At 63.0% G+C, this 16993-nt stretch carries 31 protein-coding genes and 1 tRNA gene; all 32 read left to right on the plus strand.

Features of this window, described 5'->3' with window-relative positions:
- The first annotated feature begins 17 nt into the window (after positions 1–17).
- The 32 genes from IWX88_RS01030 (at position 18) to IWX88_RS01180 (ending at position 16947) form a co-directional block, all read left to right on the plus strand.
- Entirely contained in the window at positions 18–563 is a 546-nt protein-coding gene (locus IWX88_RS01030; protein ID WP_196826546.1) for a hypothetical protein, read from the plus strand.
- Positions 564–956: 393 nt separating this feature from the next.
- Positions 957–1205 (plus strand): helix-turn-helix domain-containing protein, encoded by a 249-nt coding sequence (locus IWX88_RS01035; RefSeq protein ID WP_196826547.1) that lies wholly within the window; start codon positions 957–959, stop codon positions 1203–1205.
- Between the two features lie 34 nt (positions 1206–1239).
- Positions 1240–1479 (plus strand): hypothetical protein, encoded by a 240-nt coding sequence (locus IWX88_RS01040; RefSeq protein WP_196826548.1) that lies wholly within the window; start codon positions 1240–1242, stop codon positions 1477–1479.
- Positions 1476–1829: a hypothetical protein gene (locus tag IWX88_RS01045; protein WP_196826549.1), complete on the plus strand. Its 354-nt coding sequence runs from the start codon at positions 1476–1478 to the stop codon at positions 1827–1829. Before IWX88_RS01040 ends, IWX88_RS01045 begins: the two co-directional genes overlap by 4 nt.
- Complete coding sequence (locus IWX88_RS01050; RefSeq protein ID WP_196826550.1) at positions 1826–2134, plus strand: hypothetical protein; 309 nt, start codon at positions 1826–1828, stop codon at positions 2132–2134. Before IWX88_RS01045 ends, IWX88_RS01050 begins: the two co-directional genes overlap by 4 nt.
- Complete coding sequence (locus tag IWX88_RS01055; RefSeq protein WP_196826551.1) at positions 2131–2565, plus strand: hypothetical protein; 435 nt, start codon at positions 2131–2133, stop codon at positions 2563–2565. The genes IWX88_RS01050 and IWX88_RS01055 overlap by 4 nt, the downstream gene beginning before the upstream one ends.
- 88 nt (positions 2566–2653) lie before the next feature.
- On the plus strand, positions 2654–2875 hold the full coding sequence (locus IWX88_RS01060; RefSeq protein WP_196826552.1) for a hypothetical protein: 222 nt from the start codon (positions 2654–2656) through the stop codon (positions 2873–2875).
- Positions 2872–3774 carry a DNA-processing protein DprA gene (gene dprA / locus IWX88_RS01065; protein ID WP_196826553.1) on the plus strand — a complete coding sequence of 301 codons (903 nt, stop codon included), beginning with the start codon at positions 2872–2874 and terminating at the stop codon, positions 3772–3774. Before IWX88_RS01060 ends, dprA begins: the two co-directional genes overlap by 4 nt.
- Positions 3771–3917 carry a hypothetical protein gene (locus IWX88_RS01070; RefSeq protein WP_196826554.1) on the plus strand — a complete coding sequence of 49 codons (147 nt, stop codon included), beginning with the start codon at positions 3771–3773 and terminating at the stop codon, positions 3915–3917. The genes dprA and IWX88_RS01070 overlap by 4 nt, the downstream gene beginning before the upstream one ends.
- Positions 3914–4171: a hypothetical protein gene (locus IWX88_RS01075; protein ID WP_196826555.1), complete on the plus strand. Its 258-nt coding sequence runs from the start codon at positions 3914–3916 to the stop codon at positions 4169–4171. The genes IWX88_RS01070 and IWX88_RS01075 overlap by 4 nt, the downstream gene beginning before the upstream one ends.
- Complete coding sequence (locus IWX88_RS01080; protein WP_196826556.1) at positions 4168–4488, plus strand: hypothetical protein; 321 nt, start codon at positions 4168–4170, stop codon at positions 4486–4488. The genes IWX88_RS01075 and IWX88_RS01080 overlap by 4 nt, the downstream gene beginning before the upstream one ends.
- The gene (locus IWX88_RS01085) at positions 4485–5060 is read left to right on the plus strand and encodes a hypothetical protein (RefSeq protein ID WP_196826557.1); all 576 of its coding nucleotides are present in this window, start codon (positions 4485–4487) and stop codon (positions 5058–5060) included. Before IWX88_RS01080 ends, IWX88_RS01085 begins: the two co-directional genes overlap by 4 nt.
- Positions 5057–5443 (plus strand): hypothetical protein, encoded by a 387-nt coding sequence (locus tag IWX88_RS01090; protein ID WP_196826558.1) that lies wholly within the window; start codon positions 5057–5059, stop codon positions 5441–5443. Before IWX88_RS01085 ends, IWX88_RS01090 begins: the two co-directional genes overlap by 4 nt.
- On the plus strand, positions 5440–5775 hold the full coding sequence (locus IWX88_RS01095) for a hypothetical protein (protein ID WP_196826559.1): 336 nt from the start codon (positions 5440–5442) through the stop codon (positions 5773–5775). Before IWX88_RS01090 ends, IWX88_RS01095 begins: the two co-directional genes overlap by 4 nt.
- Entirely contained in the window at positions 5768–6097 is a 330-nt protein-coding gene (locus IWX88_RS01100) for a hypothetical protein (RefSeq protein WP_196826560.1), read from the plus strand. Before IWX88_RS01095 ends, IWX88_RS01100 begins: the two co-directional genes overlap by 8 nt.
- On the plus strand, positions 6094–6663 hold the full coding sequence (locus IWX88_RS01105; RefSeq protein WP_196826561.1) for a hypothetical protein: 570 nt from the start codon (positions 6094–6096) through the stop codon (positions 6661–6663). The genes IWX88_RS01100 and IWX88_RS01105 overlap by 4 nt, the downstream gene beginning before the upstream one ends.
- Positions 6636–6902: a hypothetical protein gene (locus IWX88_RS01110; RefSeq protein WP_196826562.1), complete on the plus strand. Its 267-nt coding sequence runs from the start codon at positions 6636–6638 to the stop codon at positions 6900–6902. The genes IWX88_RS01105 and IWX88_RS01110 overlap by 28 nt, the downstream gene beginning before the upstream one ends.
- Positions 6899–7030: a hypothetical protein gene (locus tag IWX88_RS13995; RefSeq protein ID WP_255525784.1), complete on the plus strand. Its 132-nt coding sequence runs from the start codon at positions 6899–6901 to the stop codon at positions 7028–7030. The genes IWX88_RS01110 and IWX88_RS13995 overlap by 4 nt, the downstream gene beginning before the upstream one ends.
- A gap of 23 nt (positions 7031–7053) precedes the next feature.
- On the plus strand, positions 7054–7359 hold the full coding sequence (locus IWX88_RS01115) for a hypothetical protein (RefSeq protein WP_196826563.1): 306 nt from the start codon (positions 7054–7056) through the stop codon (positions 7357–7359).
- Positions 7356–7535 carry a hypothetical protein gene (locus IWX88_RS01120; RefSeq protein WP_196826564.1) on the plus strand — a complete coding sequence of 60 codons (180 nt, stop codon included), beginning with the start codon at positions 7356–7358 and terminating at the stop codon, positions 7533–7535. The genes IWX88_RS01115 and IWX88_RS01120 overlap by 4 nt, the downstream gene beginning before the upstream one ends.
- A complete protein-coding gene (locus IWX88_RS01125) occupies positions 7532–7768 on the plus strand; it encodes a DUF3039 domain-containing protein (protein ID WP_370568121.1) in 237 nt (78 codons plus the stop codon). The genes IWX88_RS01120 and IWX88_RS01125 overlap by 4 nt, the downstream gene beginning before the upstream one ends.
- Positions 7765–9297, plus strand: a complete 1533-nt coding sequence (locus IWX88_RS01130) for an SNF2-related protein (protein ID WP_196826566.1) — start codon at positions 7765–7767, stop codon at positions 9295–9297. The genes IWX88_RS01125 and IWX88_RS01130 overlap by 4 nt, the downstream gene beginning before the upstream one ends.
- Before the next feature lie 21 nt (positions 9298–9318).
- Positions 9319–9888 (plus strand): hypothetical protein, encoded by a 570-nt coding sequence (locus IWX88_RS01135; protein ID WP_196826567.1) that lies wholly within the window; start codon positions 9319–9321, stop codon positions 9886–9888.
- Positions 9885–10091: a hypothetical protein gene (locus tag IWX88_RS01140; RefSeq protein WP_196826568.1), complete on the plus strand. Its 207-nt coding sequence runs from the start codon at positions 9885–9887 to the stop codon at positions 10089–10091. Before IWX88_RS01135 ends, IWX88_RS01140 begins: the two co-directional genes overlap by 4 nt.
- Positions 10092–10239: 148 nt before the next feature.
- Positions 10240–10524 carry a hypothetical protein gene (locus IWX88_RS01145; RefSeq protein WP_196826569.1) on the plus strand — a complete coding sequence of 95 codons (285 nt, stop codon included), beginning with the start codon at positions 10240–10242 and terminating at the stop codon, positions 10522–10524.
- 571 nt (positions 10525–11095) lie between these two features.
- Complete coding sequence (locus IWX88_RS01150; protein WP_196826570.1) at positions 11096–12079, plus strand: hypothetical protein; 984 nt, start codon at positions 11096–11098, stop codon at positions 12077–12079.
- Positions 12080–12890: 811 nt separating this feature from the next.
- A complete protein-coding gene (locus IWX88_RS01155; RefSeq protein ID WP_196826571.1) occupies positions 12891–13196 on the plus strand; it encodes a hypothetical protein in 306 nt (101 codons plus the stop codon).
- Positions 13193–14500: a hypothetical protein gene (locus tag IWX88_RS01160; protein WP_196826572.1), complete on the plus strand. Its 1308-nt coding sequence runs from the start codon at positions 13193–13195 to the stop codon at positions 14498–14500. Before IWX88_RS01155 ends, IWX88_RS01160 begins: the two co-directional genes overlap by 4 nt.
- On the plus strand, positions 14497–14817 hold the full coding sequence (locus IWX88_RS01165; RefSeq protein ID WP_196826573.1) for a hypothetical protein: 321 nt from the start codon (positions 14497–14499) through the stop codon (positions 14815–14817). Before IWX88_RS01160 ends, IWX88_RS01165 begins: the two co-directional genes overlap by 4 nt.
- 233 nt (positions 14818–15050) lie before the next feature.
- Positions 15051–15968 carry an AAA family ATPase gene (locus IWX88_RS01170; RefSeq protein ID WP_196826574.1) on the plus strand — a complete coding sequence of 306 codons (918 nt, stop codon included), beginning with the start codon at positions 15051–15053 and terminating at the stop codon, positions 15966–15968.
- Between the two features lie 17 nt (positions 15969–15985).
- Complete coding sequence (locus IWX88_RS01175; protein ID WP_196826575.1) at positions 15986–16747, plus strand: hypothetical protein; 762 nt, start codon at positions 15986–15988, stop codon at positions 16745–16747.
- 90 nt (positions 16748–16837) lie between these two features.
- A tRNA-OTHER gene (locus tag IWX88_RS01180) sits at positions 16838–16947 on the plus strand.
- Positions 16948–16993: the final 46 nt, after the last annotated feature.

The raw sequence follows: 16993 nt of genomic DNA on the forward strand, positions 1-16993 counted from the left end.
GCAGAAAGAAGCACATCATGACCACCATCCCCACCCACGGCGGCACCCCACACCCACACCAGAGCCCAGTCATCCTCAGCGTCGAACACCACGACCTGACTACCCCGCAGCCCACAACCACCGACCTCACCGTCACCACCACCGCAACGATCAGCCGCGAGACCATCCGCGAGGTTCTCGAAGACCTCGGCTGCCCCTACGACTGGGCCAGCTACGTCGAGACCTCCGACCCCGAGACCACCGACCACGACACCGCCATCACGATCGGCTACTGGGAGGACGGCGAGCAGCGACCCCCGCACCTCGCGCTCAAGAGCGGCACCACGATCACGCCGTACAAGTCCCGCCCCGACTTCACCCTCACCTACACGATCAAGAAGCTGACGTGGCAGCAGATCGCCGACGCCATCCGGGACCTGTCCAATGGCCTCATCACCGACTACAGCTACCAGGTCCGCGCCGCCAACGATTACCTACACGACCCCGACGACGCAGACGGCGACGCCGAGACCGGCGACCTGATTGTCCAGTGGGCGGCCTTCGGGGAGCTGGTCTTCGGGTAGCTAAAAGGGGCCGCGAAACGCACCAGCTAAGCGGCCCCCGAAACGGTCCCAAAACGACCGTTCCGAGCAGCACTAACGCTCGTAGGTAGTATAAGAGTATATATAGTATATAATAATATAGTTAAAAGAATAGATAGAGATAATAGCTGAGGTACAAAAATGCTGGTTGGCGGCCACTTAGGTCCAAACGAAAAAAAGGGCATAAGCTCATATAGCTGGCTAAATACGTTGATCCCCAACTGAAGCGTTATGCCGCCAACCCCGACCTCACCGTTATGGGCCATAGCAAATCTAGACTATGCTAAACTGAATTCCCCACTAAAATATGGCTATAAGGTTAGAATGTCACTAATAGCCAGCTAACCGTAGTCACACCCGAAATAAGGAGCAAAATTGGCCCATATCACGAACGCCCAGATCGGCGACAATATCCGCATGATGAGGAAGCGACGGAACCTCACGCAAGCTGAATTCGTCACCGAGCTGAACGTCATCGGCACGCCCGGCAAATGGGACCAGAGCCGAGTGTCTGCCATCGAGACGGGGCGCATCCTCATCTACGCCGATATGGTCGGCTACCTCGCCGAAGCCCTCGACACTACGACCGGCGCTCTGCTCGCCCCGGTCGCCGCCCACACCTAACCATCCGTCCACCCACCAACAGGGGAGCGCAACTGTGACCATCCAAACGACCGCCACGGAGAAGGCCGCAGCCCGCGGTGAGGCAATCGTCAGCAGCGACCAATACGACCACGACACGCCGCACACCGACGTGCAGGACGCGCTTAGCGACTTGATGCACTACTTCGACACGGTGCAGGCCAGCGACGACCACGACCTCACCATCACCTTCGAGGACATCCTCAACTCCGCACGGTTCATCTACAACGACGAGAAAAGAGACCCCGCATCATGACGATCGTCACCATCAGCGCAGAGCCCAACCGCGACACCTTCCAGGCACCGTGGCCGGTCACCTTCGACGGCACCACCGGCGAGGTGATCCACGGACGGCCCGATGCGATCAGGCTGATCGGGTTCGTCCACCCCAGTGACAGCTTCAAGATGATCGTCTTCGGCAACGAGGTCACGCCGAACAAGCTCTCCGCCATCATCGGCCTCGTCCCGGTCTACTCTGATCCTGACGGGCACTTCTTCGGCACCGAGGCCCCCGTCCGCGCCGCCTCGGTATTCACCGGGGAGCGTGCGCCCCTCGACGCCGCCAACGACCTGCTGGTCGCCGCGCTGGATCGGATCAAAGCATGACCCGCCACTTCCGCCACGACGACGAGGGCGAGAGCACCGCCGCCGCGTTCGATACCGCCCGGCGTAAGCACGAGACCGACACGCTACTCACGCAGGCCGAGCAGTACCTCGCCGGCCTCGCCGACAGGGAGGCCCGGCGCGAGGAGGTTCTGCTCCGTCATGGCTTCGACATCGGCACCCGCCAGGAAGCCATCACCATGACCGGCCCGTACCAGGACCAGGCCAACGCCGACCGGATCGCGCTGTTCTTCATGGAGCGCCGGATCGGATTCACCAAGCTCGAACGCAAGGGAGAAGACGCATGACAATCCACATCACCAAAGACCAGGCCATCGAGTTCCTCAACCAGGCGGTCGCCGCGAAGGGGGCGGACTTCAAGTACAAGACGGGATACAAGTCGGGAACGGACCCCGACGCACGGGGTTGCCACTACGTCCGAGACGGTGCGGTGTCGTGCATCGTCGGCCACGCCCTGAGCTACGCCGGGGTGCCGGTCGCGTTCCTCGACAAGATGGACGACCAGGAGCGCTGGCCCCGTGAGGGCGAAGACGACGACAGCGACTACCCGCAGGTAACTGGCACAGGCATCGGCCAGATCGCCCAATTCCTCACGGAGGAGGTCACCATGGACGCCGACGCACTGGATATGTTGGTCCGGGTGCAGCGCTGGCAGGACGTCGGCGAATCCTGGGGCAGCTCAGTCACCGACGCCATCCGCATCGGCAAGGGGGCCTGATGAACGGCGACGACGACGAGTGCGAGGGCCACGAGTCGCTGAACGGCGACAGTATGGGCGTCACCATGTACTGCGACGGGAGCTGCGCGTGAGCCCGATCCCGCCGACCACAAGGCCGCTGCGCACCATCCGACCGGAGGGCACCTACAGCACGATCCGGGTGGGTGACGGGATGGTCGAGACCATCCTGTTCGCCCCGAACGGAGGCGACGCACTGGCCACGATGCGCAGCCACCACGGCATCACGCAGATCCAGGCCGAGCACATCGAACGCATCCAGCAACAACTCAACAGCAAGGAGCACTCATGACCATCCACCCCAGCAATGCCGAAGCCCGGATCACGTTCTCGATCCTCGCCGAACCTGGCACAAGCATCCTCCCTGACTTCATCGCCGAGAACGACGGCGACTGGTCGCGGGCTCTGGAGTCGGCCCTTGAAGGACGCGGCCCGCAAGCGTGGCAGCCCCACCTCTACCGGATCGCTGAGAGCGTCGAAATGGTGCGGCGCACCGCCGCGCGGTTCAACATGAGCATGGTCTTCCCCGGCGATGACGCCTGGCCGGTCGGCCTGAACGACCTCGACTCACCGCCCGCCATGCTCTACGTCCGAGGCGACGCCTCCATCCTGAACGACGCACCCGCCATGGCCATCGTCGGAGCGCGAGCGGCAACTGGCTACGGCGAACACTGCGCCATGGAGTTCAGCGCGGGGCTCAGTAACCAGGGCGTGACCATCGTCAGCGGCGGGGCTTACGGCATTGACGGCATGGCGCACCGAGCGACCCTCGCCGCCAGCGGCAAAACTGTCGCCGTGCTCGCCGGGGGAGTGGACCGCTTCTACCCGGCAGGGCACGAGGCGCTCCTCACCCGAATCGTCGAGGGTGGCGTGGTCATCTCCGAGCTGCCGCCAGGATCCGCACCCACTAAGTGGCGCTTCTTGCAGCGCAACCGAATCGTGGCGGCAATGACTCAGGCGACGTTGGTGGTCGAGGCGGGCCACCGCTCCGGCTCCCTGAACACCGCCGGTCACGCCGTGCACCTCCGTCGCACCGTCGGCGCAGTGCCCGGCCCGATCACCTCCGCCGCATCCGCTGGATGTCACCGCCTCATCAAGGAGGGGCACGCCATCTGCATCACCAGCGCCGAGGAAGCGTTCGACCTCATGCCCATCACCGCCGACACCGAAGAGAAGGAGGCCCGAAAGTGAAGACATTCACGTCGATAGTAACCATCCGCTGTGAGTCACTGGAGCAGGCCGAAGTGGTCCTGGCCGAGCGCCTCGCCCACGACGAGGACTACGGTTTCGACTACAGCGTGACCGAAAACGGAGCAACGGAGGCAACCGCATGACCGAGACCACCACACCACTCACCGAGCCAACCACCGGCCAGTACGCCCTGTTCGGCCGGTACGTCGCCGCCCTCCTTGGCGCCAACACCGAGTGGGATTCAGCAGCCGACTACCTCGAAGAGCAGGCCATCGCCGCAGCGAACCTGCTCGGGGTGTCGGTAGGCGACCAGAGCCCAGCCGAGCTGACCCTTTGGCGCGGCGTCGCTGACCAGGTTGGCGTGTACTACGACGAAGACGAAGGAGAATACGCATGAGCACCTGCACGATCACCCTGCCCAACGACGAGACCATCACCATCGACGAGAGCGAGTACGAGGTGTCGAACGGCAACCTGCACCTCGCCCCCTACGCCGCCGTCAGCTTCCTCGAAGATTGGTGCCCAGCGCAGACCGCCGAGACTGGCAACCTGTACGCCTGGTCCGCTGTCGGAGAGTCAAGCTCGGAGCCGCTGGTCATCGCCTTCTCGGACGGCGACGACATCAGCTTCGAGTGGTGGTTCACCGACGTTGACACCGGCTGGTTCAACCTCGCAGACTTCCGCAGCTACATCGAGTTCGAGGTGAACAAGTGAGCGTCCTCGACCTCGAAGCGACCGCAGCGGCCCGAGCCGCCAACCCGACCCTGAGCGTCTTCGACACGGGGGAGATGCTGGAGCCCACCTACGCTTACGGACTCGCCGAAAAGCGAGACGGTTACTGGAAGACCGGCACGGTGGACTTCGACAACGACGAGGGCGCTACGGTGTTCACGATCTTCGCCCACCCCAGCACGATCGACGACGACACCACGCTAATCCAGATCGACACGCTGGCCGGTGACAAGTTCCGAATCATGCTGAACGACGGCACGGTCTACTTCGGCAACCCCCAGCGGGAGGCCGAAGACGACACTATGTGCTGGAAATGCTGGGGCATCATCCCGCCGGAAGGGGTCACCATGGTCCCCGACGACGGCGAGCTGTGCGACTGCAAGCCCGAGAGCGCCCTGGTCGAGAAGCTCATCGGCCAGTACGACGCCAACCAGGCCGAGTACGACTCACACCCCGAAGACGAGCAGGTCGGTAAGGTCTACGAGACTTATGAAGACAACCTGATAGAACTCAGCCACGCACTAATCCATGCTCTACGGAAGGACACCAAATGAAGAAGTTCATCAAGACCCACAAGGCAACCCTGATCGGCGCGACCGCAGCGCTTCTCGTCGGAGTCGGCATTGGCGGTGCAGGCGGTGGCACTCCAGCCCCCGCTGTCGCCGAGGCGCAGACCAAGACGGTAACCGTCACCAACGAGGTGACGCCTCCCGTCTGCGCCGATGCACTCGACTCCGCCGAACGCCTTATGGGGCTCGCCTCTGAGGGCTTTCAGCTCAGCAGTGAGGCGATTACGCTCATCAGCCGGTTCGACTTCGACGGCGCAAACGCCAAGAGCGCAGAGATGGGCGCCATGGTGGGCCAGATCGGTGCCGAGCGAGCGAATTTCGATGGCCTCGACGCTGAGTGCCGGGCGAGCGGAGGAGACGGCGCATGAATAGCCCGCTAATCCGTACTGTCATCATCCACAACTACAAGCCGATCCCCGGCCGAGCCAAGACGGGCGGCTTCGACTTCGCCCCTGAGGGAAGCGACTACGAGGCAGACCTCCGTGTGCAGTTCGACCTCCAGACCGACACCGCCCACCACGACTACACGCCAACCCACGAACACCGGCTCATCCGGCTTCGGGTGCCGGATTACTTCAACTCCGAGCAGTTGACCAACTACATCGACAACCTGCTCACCCTGTTCGAGATGGGCATGTACGACGACACCAACAACGACCTGGGGAAGCACATCCCCACGAAGGAGGACACCCATGCCTGACCTCACCGGCTACTGGGCCAAGTACGACACCACCCTCAAGCGAATCCGCGACGAGAAGCCGAAGGACCTCGCCGAGCTGAAAGTGATCCTCGACGACTTCGAGCCTCCTTCCTCTGGCGTCGCATTCTTCCCGAACGCCGCCGACGACCAGCTCGATGACGCCCTGATCGACGCGGGATGGCGCATCCACTACATCGAGAGCGACTACCTCTGGGAAGCGAAGAGCCCCACGGGCTCCCGCATCCACTTCACTGAGGGCGACGTCCACGATGGACCCTGGGCGCCATGGCCCAAACCAACCGAAAGCGAGACCCCCGCATGACCCGCATAACCCCCGAAGCCGACGCCGCAGTCGAGAACGCCGGCCGCAAATGGATCGCCTACAAGATCGAGATGCTGGGGCTCGAATCCCGAGTCCGAGCCCGCATCGAGGCCGACATGGAGGCCGCGATCAGCGGGCACAGCCTGGAGGTAGCCCGCGCCCTTCGAGCCGCCCTCGACATCGGCGCGACCAAAGTGGCGCTCCGCAAGGTAACCAGCAAGAACCCCGGCACGATCGAGAGCTTCCTGGCCCTGCTGGACCCCAAGAAGGAGGCAGTGACCGTCAAGTCACTAGATGGGCTCAAGCTCTTCTGGGGCTTGCTCAACGGCACGCTCAACATCACCCTCGACTCCGCGACGATCGTCACCACCGAGTTCGACCGGGGCAACCCGCTCGACTGGAGTGCTCTGTTCGAGGTGTTCGTCCGGCCTGGTGACGGCAAGGTGCTGATCGACGCGATCGACACCTCGGGCCAGGTCGGCGCTGGCGTCACCGAGTGGCTGCGTGCCGACCGAGCCAACGAGGAGGCGGTGATCGCATGGGTTACGGCCAACCCGCAGGCCTGATTGCCGTCCCGCCGCTGCCCACCCCGCCGCTGGCGCCAGTGCTCGACATCTGGGCGCTGAACCGCGGCGACCGGGTAAACGTCGCAGGTAAGATCCGCACCGTTGACAAGGTGGTGCTCAGACCCACCGCCGGGACGCTCGTTCGCTGGCAGGAGGGCAACTGGACGGAGGCCCCCGGCCCATACAACAGCGCCCACTTCCTCGAAGCCGTCGGTGCTCACCTGGAGCAGGCCGCATGACGTGCGACCAGTTCGACGACATGGTGCGCGAGTACCGGCTCGAGGAAGCCCGAGACGAGGAGGCCAACGAGGACGACCACTTCGCCGAGTTGGCGGAGCAAGAAGCGGAGCTGCTGTGGAGACAGTAGCCCATAGGCAGAAGGAGAAACGCATGACACTTACAGTAGGCTTTGTCGGCATGAACACCCACCAAGCAATCGAAGAAGCCGGGCGCGTTTGGCGTTCCACCATCACACCGATCCCCGAGGTCAAGAAGCGCATCCGGCGTGAGGCTGAGGAGAAGATCGAGCGTGAGATTGCTGAGCGCCGCGAAGTCGCCGCCCGAGCGATCAACTACGCGATCGACCACGGAGCTACCAAGGTGGCCCTCCGCAAGGTCACCACGAAGGACCACTACGGCTTCGAGGAGTACGTCAGCCTCGGTGCCGAGCTGGCCCGCGAGGAGGCTGCGGAGTGACCGGGAGCTGGCAGGACCCGAAGATGGGCGCTGCGTTCCACAAGCTGCACGGCGGCTCGCCGAAGCACAATGCGGTGCCCGAGATGTTCGAGTCGGGATGGGAGGCAGGGCGCATCGCCTTCGCCAAGGAACTCGCAGCGACGGATCCCACCGTGATCGACGGGAGCGCCAAGTGAGCACCGACACACTGGAGGAGGTCGACCTCGACGTCAAGGTCACCGACGCTGGAGACCACGACCTCTTCGCCCACTACTGCCGGAAGGCCGACATCGAACGCTCCATGTTCGAGGGCATCGACATCACCGCGCTCTGCGGCAAGAAGTGGCGGCCCAGCCGCGACTTCGCCGCCTTCCCGGTGTGCCCCGACTGCAAGGAAATCTGGGAGACGATGCAGGTGACACCAGAATGAAGCTCACCCCACGGCCCGACCAGGAGGAGAAGATCCAGCGCGTCCTCCGGGAGCCCACCCAGGGCGCGCTGATCGCTGACGACATGGGCAAGGGAAAGACGCTCATGGGAGCTGAAATCCTGACCCGCTCCGATTGGAACCGGGTGCTCATCACCGGAGTGCGCGATACCTCCAAGCAGTGGGCCGCGACGATCGACGGGCAGAGCGACGGCCGCGTGAAGCTGCGCGTCATGAACTCACTGGTCGGCGGGGAGAAGAACTGGGCGGCCTTCATGGAGGGAGAGCCTGGCGTCTACTTCGCCGGGATCCAGTGGCTCACCAGCCGCGACTGGGAGGTCATCCAGACCCTCGACCACAACGGCAACACCAAGCCCGTCTTAGACAAGAAGACGGGGTTGCCGACCGGCAAGGTCGAGTCGCAGAGCGTCCACAAGGAGCTGTTCCGCCGGCGCCTCAACACGAAGAAGCGACACATCGACGCCGTGATCTTCGATGAGGTCCACAAGATGCAGAACCGCCACTCGCAGGCTGCTCGCTCGATCACCTCGATCAAGAGCGACTGGCGGATCGGGATGTCCGGCACATTCATGGGTAACAACTTTCAGGGAGCCTGGAAGGTCACCCGCTGGATCTGGCCGGACCTCATCGACAACTCTTTCGTCCGCTGGCGACATGTCTGGTGCTCGCTCGAGTACCCCACCGGCCCAGGGGGAGACCCGATCCGCGATCGCTTCGGCGCTCCGACGGAGAAGGTCGTGGGGGAGAAAGACGAGGGTGCCTACGTCGCCCAGCTCCCCTGCTACATCCGGGACGAGCCGGATCCGGTGCCGCTACCGCGGATCGTCAAGGTGAAGCTCACCCCCCAGCAGAGCGCGCAGTACCTCTCGATGGAGGACAAGTCGATGGCATGGGTGCCGTCCAGCAAGCTGATGGGGCGAGAGCCCCTCCTGGCCGACCTGACGATCACGCAGCGACAGCGACTCCGCACGATGACACTCGGCGAGGTTCGCCTCGACGAGGACGATCGGGTCACCTTCGACATCGACACGCCTAGCGCGAAGCTCAACTCGCTCAAGTTCATCATCGACAATATCTGGCAAAATATGCCCGTCCTGATCGGCTGCTACAGCGTCGACTTCGTTGACGTGGCCACAGCGCGGCTGCAGCGTGCCGGCTACGGTGCGGTCGCCTGGCACGGGGGCATCCCGCCTAAGAAACGGGAGGACATCAAACAGCGCTTCATCGCCCGAGACCCAACTGCCCGCTATCTGGTTTGCACCATCCCCAGCATCGGAACGGGCACTGATGGCCTGCAATTTGCATGCTCTAAGCTCGTATGGCTCGAAGAATCAGAGTCACAGATCGATAACGAACAGTTCGTCAAGCGGTCATTCCGTGATGGAATGACTACTGACTTCGGAGAATTCGAGCACGTCAAGATCGTCGCCGAGGGAACGATCGACGAAGGAATCATCATGCGGCATGACGCTGCCTCGCAGTCAATGCGCAACTCACTCCGGGCTGCTTAGCCCGCTAATGGAAGGATCTGTATGACTACCGCTACTGTCACCACACTCGCTCGAACCCAGCCCAAGAGCCGCGGGAGAACCCAGGTCGAGCGCCTCAAGAACACGATCGAGATAGAGAACATCGAGCGGCTGCGCAAGGAGGGGGCCAACCGAGCCCCGCGCTTCTCGGCGCAACACAAGTTCGTGCTCATCCTGCTCCTGTCGTTGGCGCTGTTCATGGCCGCCGCCTCCTTCATCACCTCCTTCAACGGCCTGTTCGGTGCCGCAGCGTGGGCGATCGGCGACAAGACACCGTGGCTCCAGGTCGCCGCCCCGGTGATGTTCGACGTGGCAATCATCGCCTTCACCTTGAAGCTGTTCATGGACCGCGAGGAGGGCGTCTCCATCCGCTCTAACTGGGCCTGGATCGGTGTCCTCGCCGCGGTGAGCGCTACGGCGAACGTCTTCCATACGCTGACCGTCACCACCGCCACCACGCTCCCTCAGCTCGTGATGGGCTGCGTCATCTCCGGCTGCTCCCCGTTCCTCCTGGCTCTCGTCATCGACGTCGCCGCCTCCAAGGTATTCAAGCGCCCCGAGGCCGCCAAGTGACCGCCCGCGCTGAGCGGAAGCTCCTGCGCCGGCTGGGCCGAGCGCTCGAGTTGCAGCGACACTGCAAGACCGACCAGATTATCGCCGGTCATCCCCACCTCGCGGGGCAGAGCCAGTCGAAAATCGCCCAGCTCGAGGCCGAGCGCGAGGCCTGCTGCAAGCGGCTCGACCGCTTGGCGCGGCCCCACGTCGAGACGGTGTAGCTATCCGTTTCAAGTTCTCAGTAGAGCTGCGCGTAGAGCGCACGCCAAAGGAGGTCGAGGAGCCCACTGGCCCCGAAGGGACCACATCCAGCCACGAGCTGGCATATCAGCCGAGCTACATCGGATTCAAGGCGAACGAAGGAGAATGATGGACCAGGAAGAAAAGCACGAACTGCTCAACGGCTACGACCAGTGGAAGCGTCGGGTTGGCCAGGCCGAGCCCGACGTGTCACCGAACGCATATCTGCTAACCCTGCATACGGAGAAGATGTTCACCGCTTTGGCCGAGGCAGTCACCAGCGCTAATGCGTCAGTCGAGAGGCTCGAGAGCATCATTGTGGAGGAGCTGAACAGTGGCGACAGCGGCAGCGGGGAACTCACTACCGGGTTGCAGTCGATCGTCGCCGAGCTGCGTACCATCCGCTATCCGTGATGAGTGCCTCAAAGCGAAAGGCCCAACAGTTCATCCGTAACACCGCCGACCGTGAGTTCGAGGAGGCGCACCTGGACGGCTTGATTCTCAAGTGCAGGCAGCCCGGCTCCTGGAAGTATTACATCGGCTTCAAACCAAGCGATAGGCCAAGCCCAGAAGGAGCTGCCCGGCTCTGTGGGGGTGTGCCTGGCGTGTCCGAGAAGTGCCCGCTAATTGAGGCATGCAGGGCCTTCGCTCACAACCTTCCACCCGGCATCGCCGATGGCGTGTGGGGCGGTCAGGTCTGGATTGATGGCGTGATTCAGACCGACTAAAAATTAGTCAGAAAAACCTCTTGTGTTTTGCTGGCTAAATACGCTACCTTAATAGTCACAGGTAGTCACAGTGACTGCCTCCCGAGTGAACGGAGGTCAGAGTGTTCCAGCCAGACACCGTTAGGAGGTAAGTCGCTCCCCCTGTTAGAGACCAATCCAACAAGGAGTGACCACCATCAACAGGCCATGCAGGACCCGGCCGGGGTAGGTAGCAACACAGCTACCTTCCCGGCCCTCAACACGAACGGAGCAACAAAATGAGCATGACAGAAGACGAGTTCAGGGACTTCCAAATCGCCCTCCTCAACCCCCGCACCACCCGCGACGCACAGACCGAGGTCGGCGCATCCAACCTCGCCAATCCCTGCGACCGCTGCCGCGCCTACGAAATCACCGGCGTCGAGCGCAGCGACCCAATCATGGACGGAGCCTGGGGCGGTCGAGTGATCGGAACCGCGATCCACTCCCACATCCAGCACAACGTCGAGACCGCAGCCGCCACGGCCAACGAGGTCGGCGATGACCTCGCCCAGATCGGGTGGCGCTACCCCGGACTCGAATCAGAAGTCAAGCTCGTCATCGGTGAGCTGCTCCCTGGTCGTGTCATCACCTCCACCACGGACCTCTGGGTCCCGAGCCGCAACGTCGTCGGCGACTGGAAGAACACGGACCTCCGCAAGCTCGCCTTCATCCGTGACGCTCTCGGCATGATGCGCGGCGCTGGCCCCATCTTCGGCCGCGACCACGACCACGTTCTCGTCTACCAGGAGAAGGAGCCCGGCCTGTTCCGCAAGGCAATCAAGGGCGTCTCCGAGCGTATCTACGCCGACGAAATCGAGCACGCCAAGTACAAGCTCACCCGCAACTCGAACCAGCTTCACATCTACGGCCTCGGGCTCGAGAACCGCGGCGAGAAGGTCGAGCAGGCGTTCATCGGATACATCGCCCGCGACTCGGCCATGACGGTCGACAACCGCGAGTCCTCCCGCTACCTCGAGGAGGGAGCCCCGCGCGGCATCGTCTCGATCGCCTTCAACTACAGCCACGACTACGCAGCCGGGCTCTGGAAGAATGCACAGGCCATGGCCTCAGCGCTCGACTCCGGTGCCAAGCAACCGCTCGACTACATGCCTCACCCGGCATGCGGCGTCTGCGTCGGAGAGGCGAAGCGCGAAGTCCGCGCCTCCGTCACCGTCGCACCCCCCGTCGAAGCGATCGACCCTTGGCTGACCGCAGCATGAGCGCAGTCCAGGACGGCATGGTGGCGGGAGGGCTAATACCGTCAACGTTTACTGAGGCCCAACGGAGTCGGATAACTTTTATTACGACCCCGCCAGCGAACGAGACGGCAATTTGGAAGTGGCTGAATGACCCCCTCAACGAGTCTGATATAAAAGCAATTGCTTCTCTTTACCTCCTGTCGGTTGTAAAACTCCGCCAGCGGTCTGAAACCCGCGAAAAGGAGCGGGAGGTAGTCGCGTCCCCACGTCCAGAAACCACCTCAGTGCGACCCACGCCTGCACCTAGCAAGTCAGAAGGAATGCGTCAGAGGTTACGAGAGTCTGGTGTTCCTGCGGGAAAGTTGCGCAAGGGTGACCCGGTCATCGTCGGTGACACATTCATCAATGAGGCTTGGTTCCAACTTGCAAGCGGGAAGAAGTGGCTTAGCAATAACCCAGAACTGCTTGGTAAGGCTGAGGCCATTGCGCATGAAGTCCAGGCTGAATGGCAAAAGAGCTCGGGGAGAAGCGACCCTGGAGTCATGTTTCGGCAGCAACTTTCGTCCACTATTTCAGATTATGGCAAAGGCCTCCGGGCGAGTTGGGATGCCAAGCTACTATCGGAGGAATTCGCAGTCGATGGAATAAGTGTGAAGTGGGGCTCAGCGACTAAAGAGCAGCATCGCAAACGCGCAGACTCCCTTGAGAAGCATGCACTTGGTACCGCAAGGACCGCAGCACTCCATCTTGCAGCCATACGAGATATTGACAACATCGGAGCACATAATCTCGACGACGTATTCAGTAGCGTTAACCAACGAAGGGACACGCCATGAGCGTCATTATCAACATCAGCATCGCAAACGGCGCGGGTCACCGCCACCTCGAAATCAACCGGCTCAACCCGGAGCAGATGAAGATGGACGGCCCGCACCGCTCCCGCGACGACATCGCCAACTACGAAGTTATCGTGCGGGATGGGGGCCGAGGTCCATACCCAGCTCGCGCAACGTTTTACCACCGCTACGGCGACTCGGAGATGCACCTGTTCGGCGAGGCCATCCAGGCGCTCATCGGCGTCATCCCGCAGCGCAAAGCACCCACCCCAACAACGCAGTCCGAAGGGAACACACCATGAGCCAGAACATCCAAACCCTCACCGTCTCCAACTTCAAGGGGATCCGCGGGGAAGTCACCCTCCACCCATCGGGCGAGTCCTTGATCGTCCTGTCCGGCGCGAACGGGCAGGGCAAGTCCTCCTTCATCGACGGGATCCGCGAGCTGTTCGACCCGCAGGGCGCGAAGGAGACCGCGCTGCCCATGAATATTGACGCCGATGGCAACAGCTACGCCGAATTCACCACCGCGACCGCCCGAGTCCGACGCACCTGGAAGGAGCAGGGCAACGCCGGCAAGCTCCAGGCATGGGAGCGCGACGAGAACGGCATCGAGAAGGTCGCCGCAACCACCCCAACCCAGTTCATCCTGAACGCCACTGGGGGTGCGATCTTCGACGCCGAGAGCTTCATCAATCTCGACGACAAGAAGCAGCGCGCCGCCCTCCTCGCCCGAGTCGAACTTCCCTTCGACCTGGATGCCCTAGCTGCCAAGCGTGCCCAGGCATACGAGGCCCGTCGGGACGCGAAGAAGGAGGTGGACACGCTGGCCGCTCAGGTCGCCGGCATGCCACCGATCGACGTGACGCTGCCGGAGACGGAAACCCCGTCGTCGGAGATTCTCGCCGCACTCGACAAGGTGCGAGAGCACAACGCTCTCGTGCAACACCAGGGAGCAGTAGCGGCAAGCGCCACCGCTCAGCGCCAAGCCGCCCATGGCGAGGTGGAACGACTGGCCGAGGCGTTCGCCGCTGCGCAGGTCGCAGCGGGTGCAGCGGTGGCTGCCGAGAAGGAGGCGGCCATCGAGGCGGCGAGCATTGAGCCGAAGGACGAGAGTGCGCTGGTCGCCCAGCTCGCTGCAGCCGACACCACGAACGCTGCGATCCGGGCTCAGGCGGTCCGCCGCAAGGCCGATGGGGAGCTGACCGCAAAGCGCGAAGCTCACGCTCTGTGGGATGGGCGTGTCGCATCGGTCGACAAGATCAAGGCGGACGGACTTGCCGGAGCGAAGTTCCCGATCGAAGGCCTCTCGGTCGACGACGACGGGATCACCGTCGGCGGGATACCGTTCCGCCAGTTGAATGACGCCACCAAGGCGCAGGTTGCCTTTGACCTGGCCACCGCCGCCCAGCCGGACGTTCGCCTGTTCTACATGAAGCAGGGTGACCTGCTGGACCGCCAGAGCCTCACTGGCCTCGCCGAGAAGGCAGCAGGGCGCGGCTACACGCTGCTGATGGAGCGTGACCGTGACGAGTCCCGCCAGTTGTTCGGGGCGACGTTCACCAACGGCCAGGCGAGCATCAACACCGCCGTGGTGGCCGCATGAGCGTCGAGCTGATCGCGCAGAAGATCCTTGCCGACAACTTTGGCCAGCGCGCTGAGGAGGTTGACATCCGCCAGCTTCTCGAGCAGGCAGCACGCTTGGGTGAGAACGAAGGCTCATCATTCGAGGCAGCCAAGGTGTGCCTCTGCCCCGAGTGGTTGCCACGCGAAGAATATCCGCACGTCTACGACTACTGCCCGTTCTATTGCTCAGACTGCAATTACGACTCGCACCGTTGTAGAGGTTGTGGGGAAGAACTCCAGCACAGCGACCTGGGGGGCCACTTCGCGCAGCACAAGGAAGACGGCGACTTCGAGTGAGCCGGCCAGACGAGCGCCGCTACTTCGGCCCGTGCCAGCGGTGCGGTGTCGCGTCCAAGACAGAACGCCGCCACCCACTGTGCAAGGACTGCCGCACCTTGCTCAACAAGGCCGAGGCAAGTGCCTGGAAGAGACCACTCCCCACATGTAGTGGTCAAGAAATGACCGAAGCAGACTTGCTTGCATCTGCCAGCTAATCGAACCAGAATTACAAACTCAAGGAGGAACCACCCATGACCGACACATCCACCCTCGCCCCCGCGGCACCGACCCTGCTCTCCCTCAGCTCGCTCGCTGACATCATCGGCATCGAAACGTCCGACAGCGTGGAGGTTGGCTTCCCGTCCTGCATCGCCGTCATCGGCGATGCTGGAGCCGGAAAGACCACCCTCGCCGGTGGCCTCGTCAAGATCCCTGACTTCAAGGACAAGAAGATCGCCTACATCGACGTCGAGAACGGAACCTCCGTTTGGGCGCTGGACCCGCAGGTGATGCACGCCGTGAAGACCGGTCAGATCACCCGCTTGCCGATCAAGAAGACTGACCCGATGAAGGCCAAGCCGCAGCTTGACCGGCTCCTCGGCTACGTCGACGAGACCGGGCAGAAGCAGATTGGCGCGCTATTCTCCCCGGCGTTCGACTGCGACATTATCGTGATCGACACCTTCGACACCTTCCAGGACATCGGGTTCCAATACTTCATGGCTACCTGCAAGAACGCGGCCGGAGTGCAGGATGCGCTGGCCGCCTATGGCAAGCTCGCCCCCTGGACAAACGATGTCCTCTGGGAGCTGCAGCTCGGCAAGCCCTTCGGCCTCGTGCTCTCGCACGGCATGGAGAAGAAGGACAAGAAGACCGGGATCGACAAGCTCACCATGAAGCTCGCGGGGTCCGCCAAGGAGAACGTCGCCTCGATCCCGGACCTCGTGGCCTACATGGGGTGGCAGGAGAACGAGAACGATGAGGAGCCTCGTCGCCCGCACCTCGTCGGCCACATGAGCCAGAGCCCGGACGCCACACTCAAGAACCGCTATGGCTTCACGGAGCCGATGTGGGACTTCACACTCCCGAAGCTGTTCGCAGCGATCAACGCGAAGATCGACGCCTCCAAGGCGATCGTCGACGCACACACCACCAGCACCAACAACTAGTAGGAGGATCACACAACATGGCACTTTCACAGGCAGTCCTTGACGCATTCAACAAGGGCAATGGCGGAGGCCGCTCGGCGGCCCTGCCCGACAACACCAGAGTCCGGGCGGTCATCCAGCCGTCCACCAAGTCGATCGGCTACATCGAACGCCAGCCCTTCTCTACGAAGGCTGAGTCGCCGAACAGCCGCCTCAACGCGCTGCGCATGCGGTTTGTCGTCCCCGAAGGCGACCAGCATGCCAACCGGAACTTCTTCTCGAATGTCCCGGAGCTGTTCGAGCAGTGGTCCGACAAGGCCCAGGGCTTGGTGCCGTCGTACCAGTCGATCGGACTCGTCCAGGCGCTCGGTTACTCGGTCGAGGACATCGACGAGAACACGCTCAAGAACCTCACCGACCGTGAGCTGCTGAACAAGGCAGTTGAGTTGGTGCTGGGCGTGGAGGACGACCCGAAGTTCAACCCGGCCGACGCGGACCACGCCGAGGCGGCTGCGAAGAACCCGCTAGCCGCGAAGCGCAACACGATCAAGTTCATCAACCAGGCCCGCGCCTCCTCGGGGCAGCCGGCGAGCAGCGGATCCACCAGCCGCATGCACGCCGCACCTCCGGCAGCCGTCGCACCGGGCGCTCCGGCGAACGACCCGTGGGCCGCAGCGCCGCCCGCTGGCCCGAACGCATCCACCGCCGCCCCGGTGGCAACGAGCGCCGACCCGTGGGCTGCAGCCGCAACTGCCGACCCGTGGGCTACTGCCGCCGGGGGAGCACCGACACCGCTGTAATAGCGGGCTAAACCTGGCCGCCGTCATCACCGACACTCACTCCCCGTGTGGGAATCGCCAATCGGTCGAGATGAATGACGGCGGCCATGCGGGACCGTGGCCAAGTGGCACGGCGCCGGACGGCAGACGACAGCGGATAAGTCCTTGAATGCGGCCACGCACTGTATCGGAGAACGGAGGTTCGATCCCTCCCGGTCCCACCCGCCTCATCCCCACCCGGCCCGAACCGGTAGGGGCGGGGCTCAC

The organism is Frigoribacterium sp. CG_9.8, assembly GCF_015751965.1.
Classification (GTDB): Bacteria; Actinomycetota; Actinomycetes; order Actinomycetales; family Microbacteriaceae; genus Lacisediminihabitans.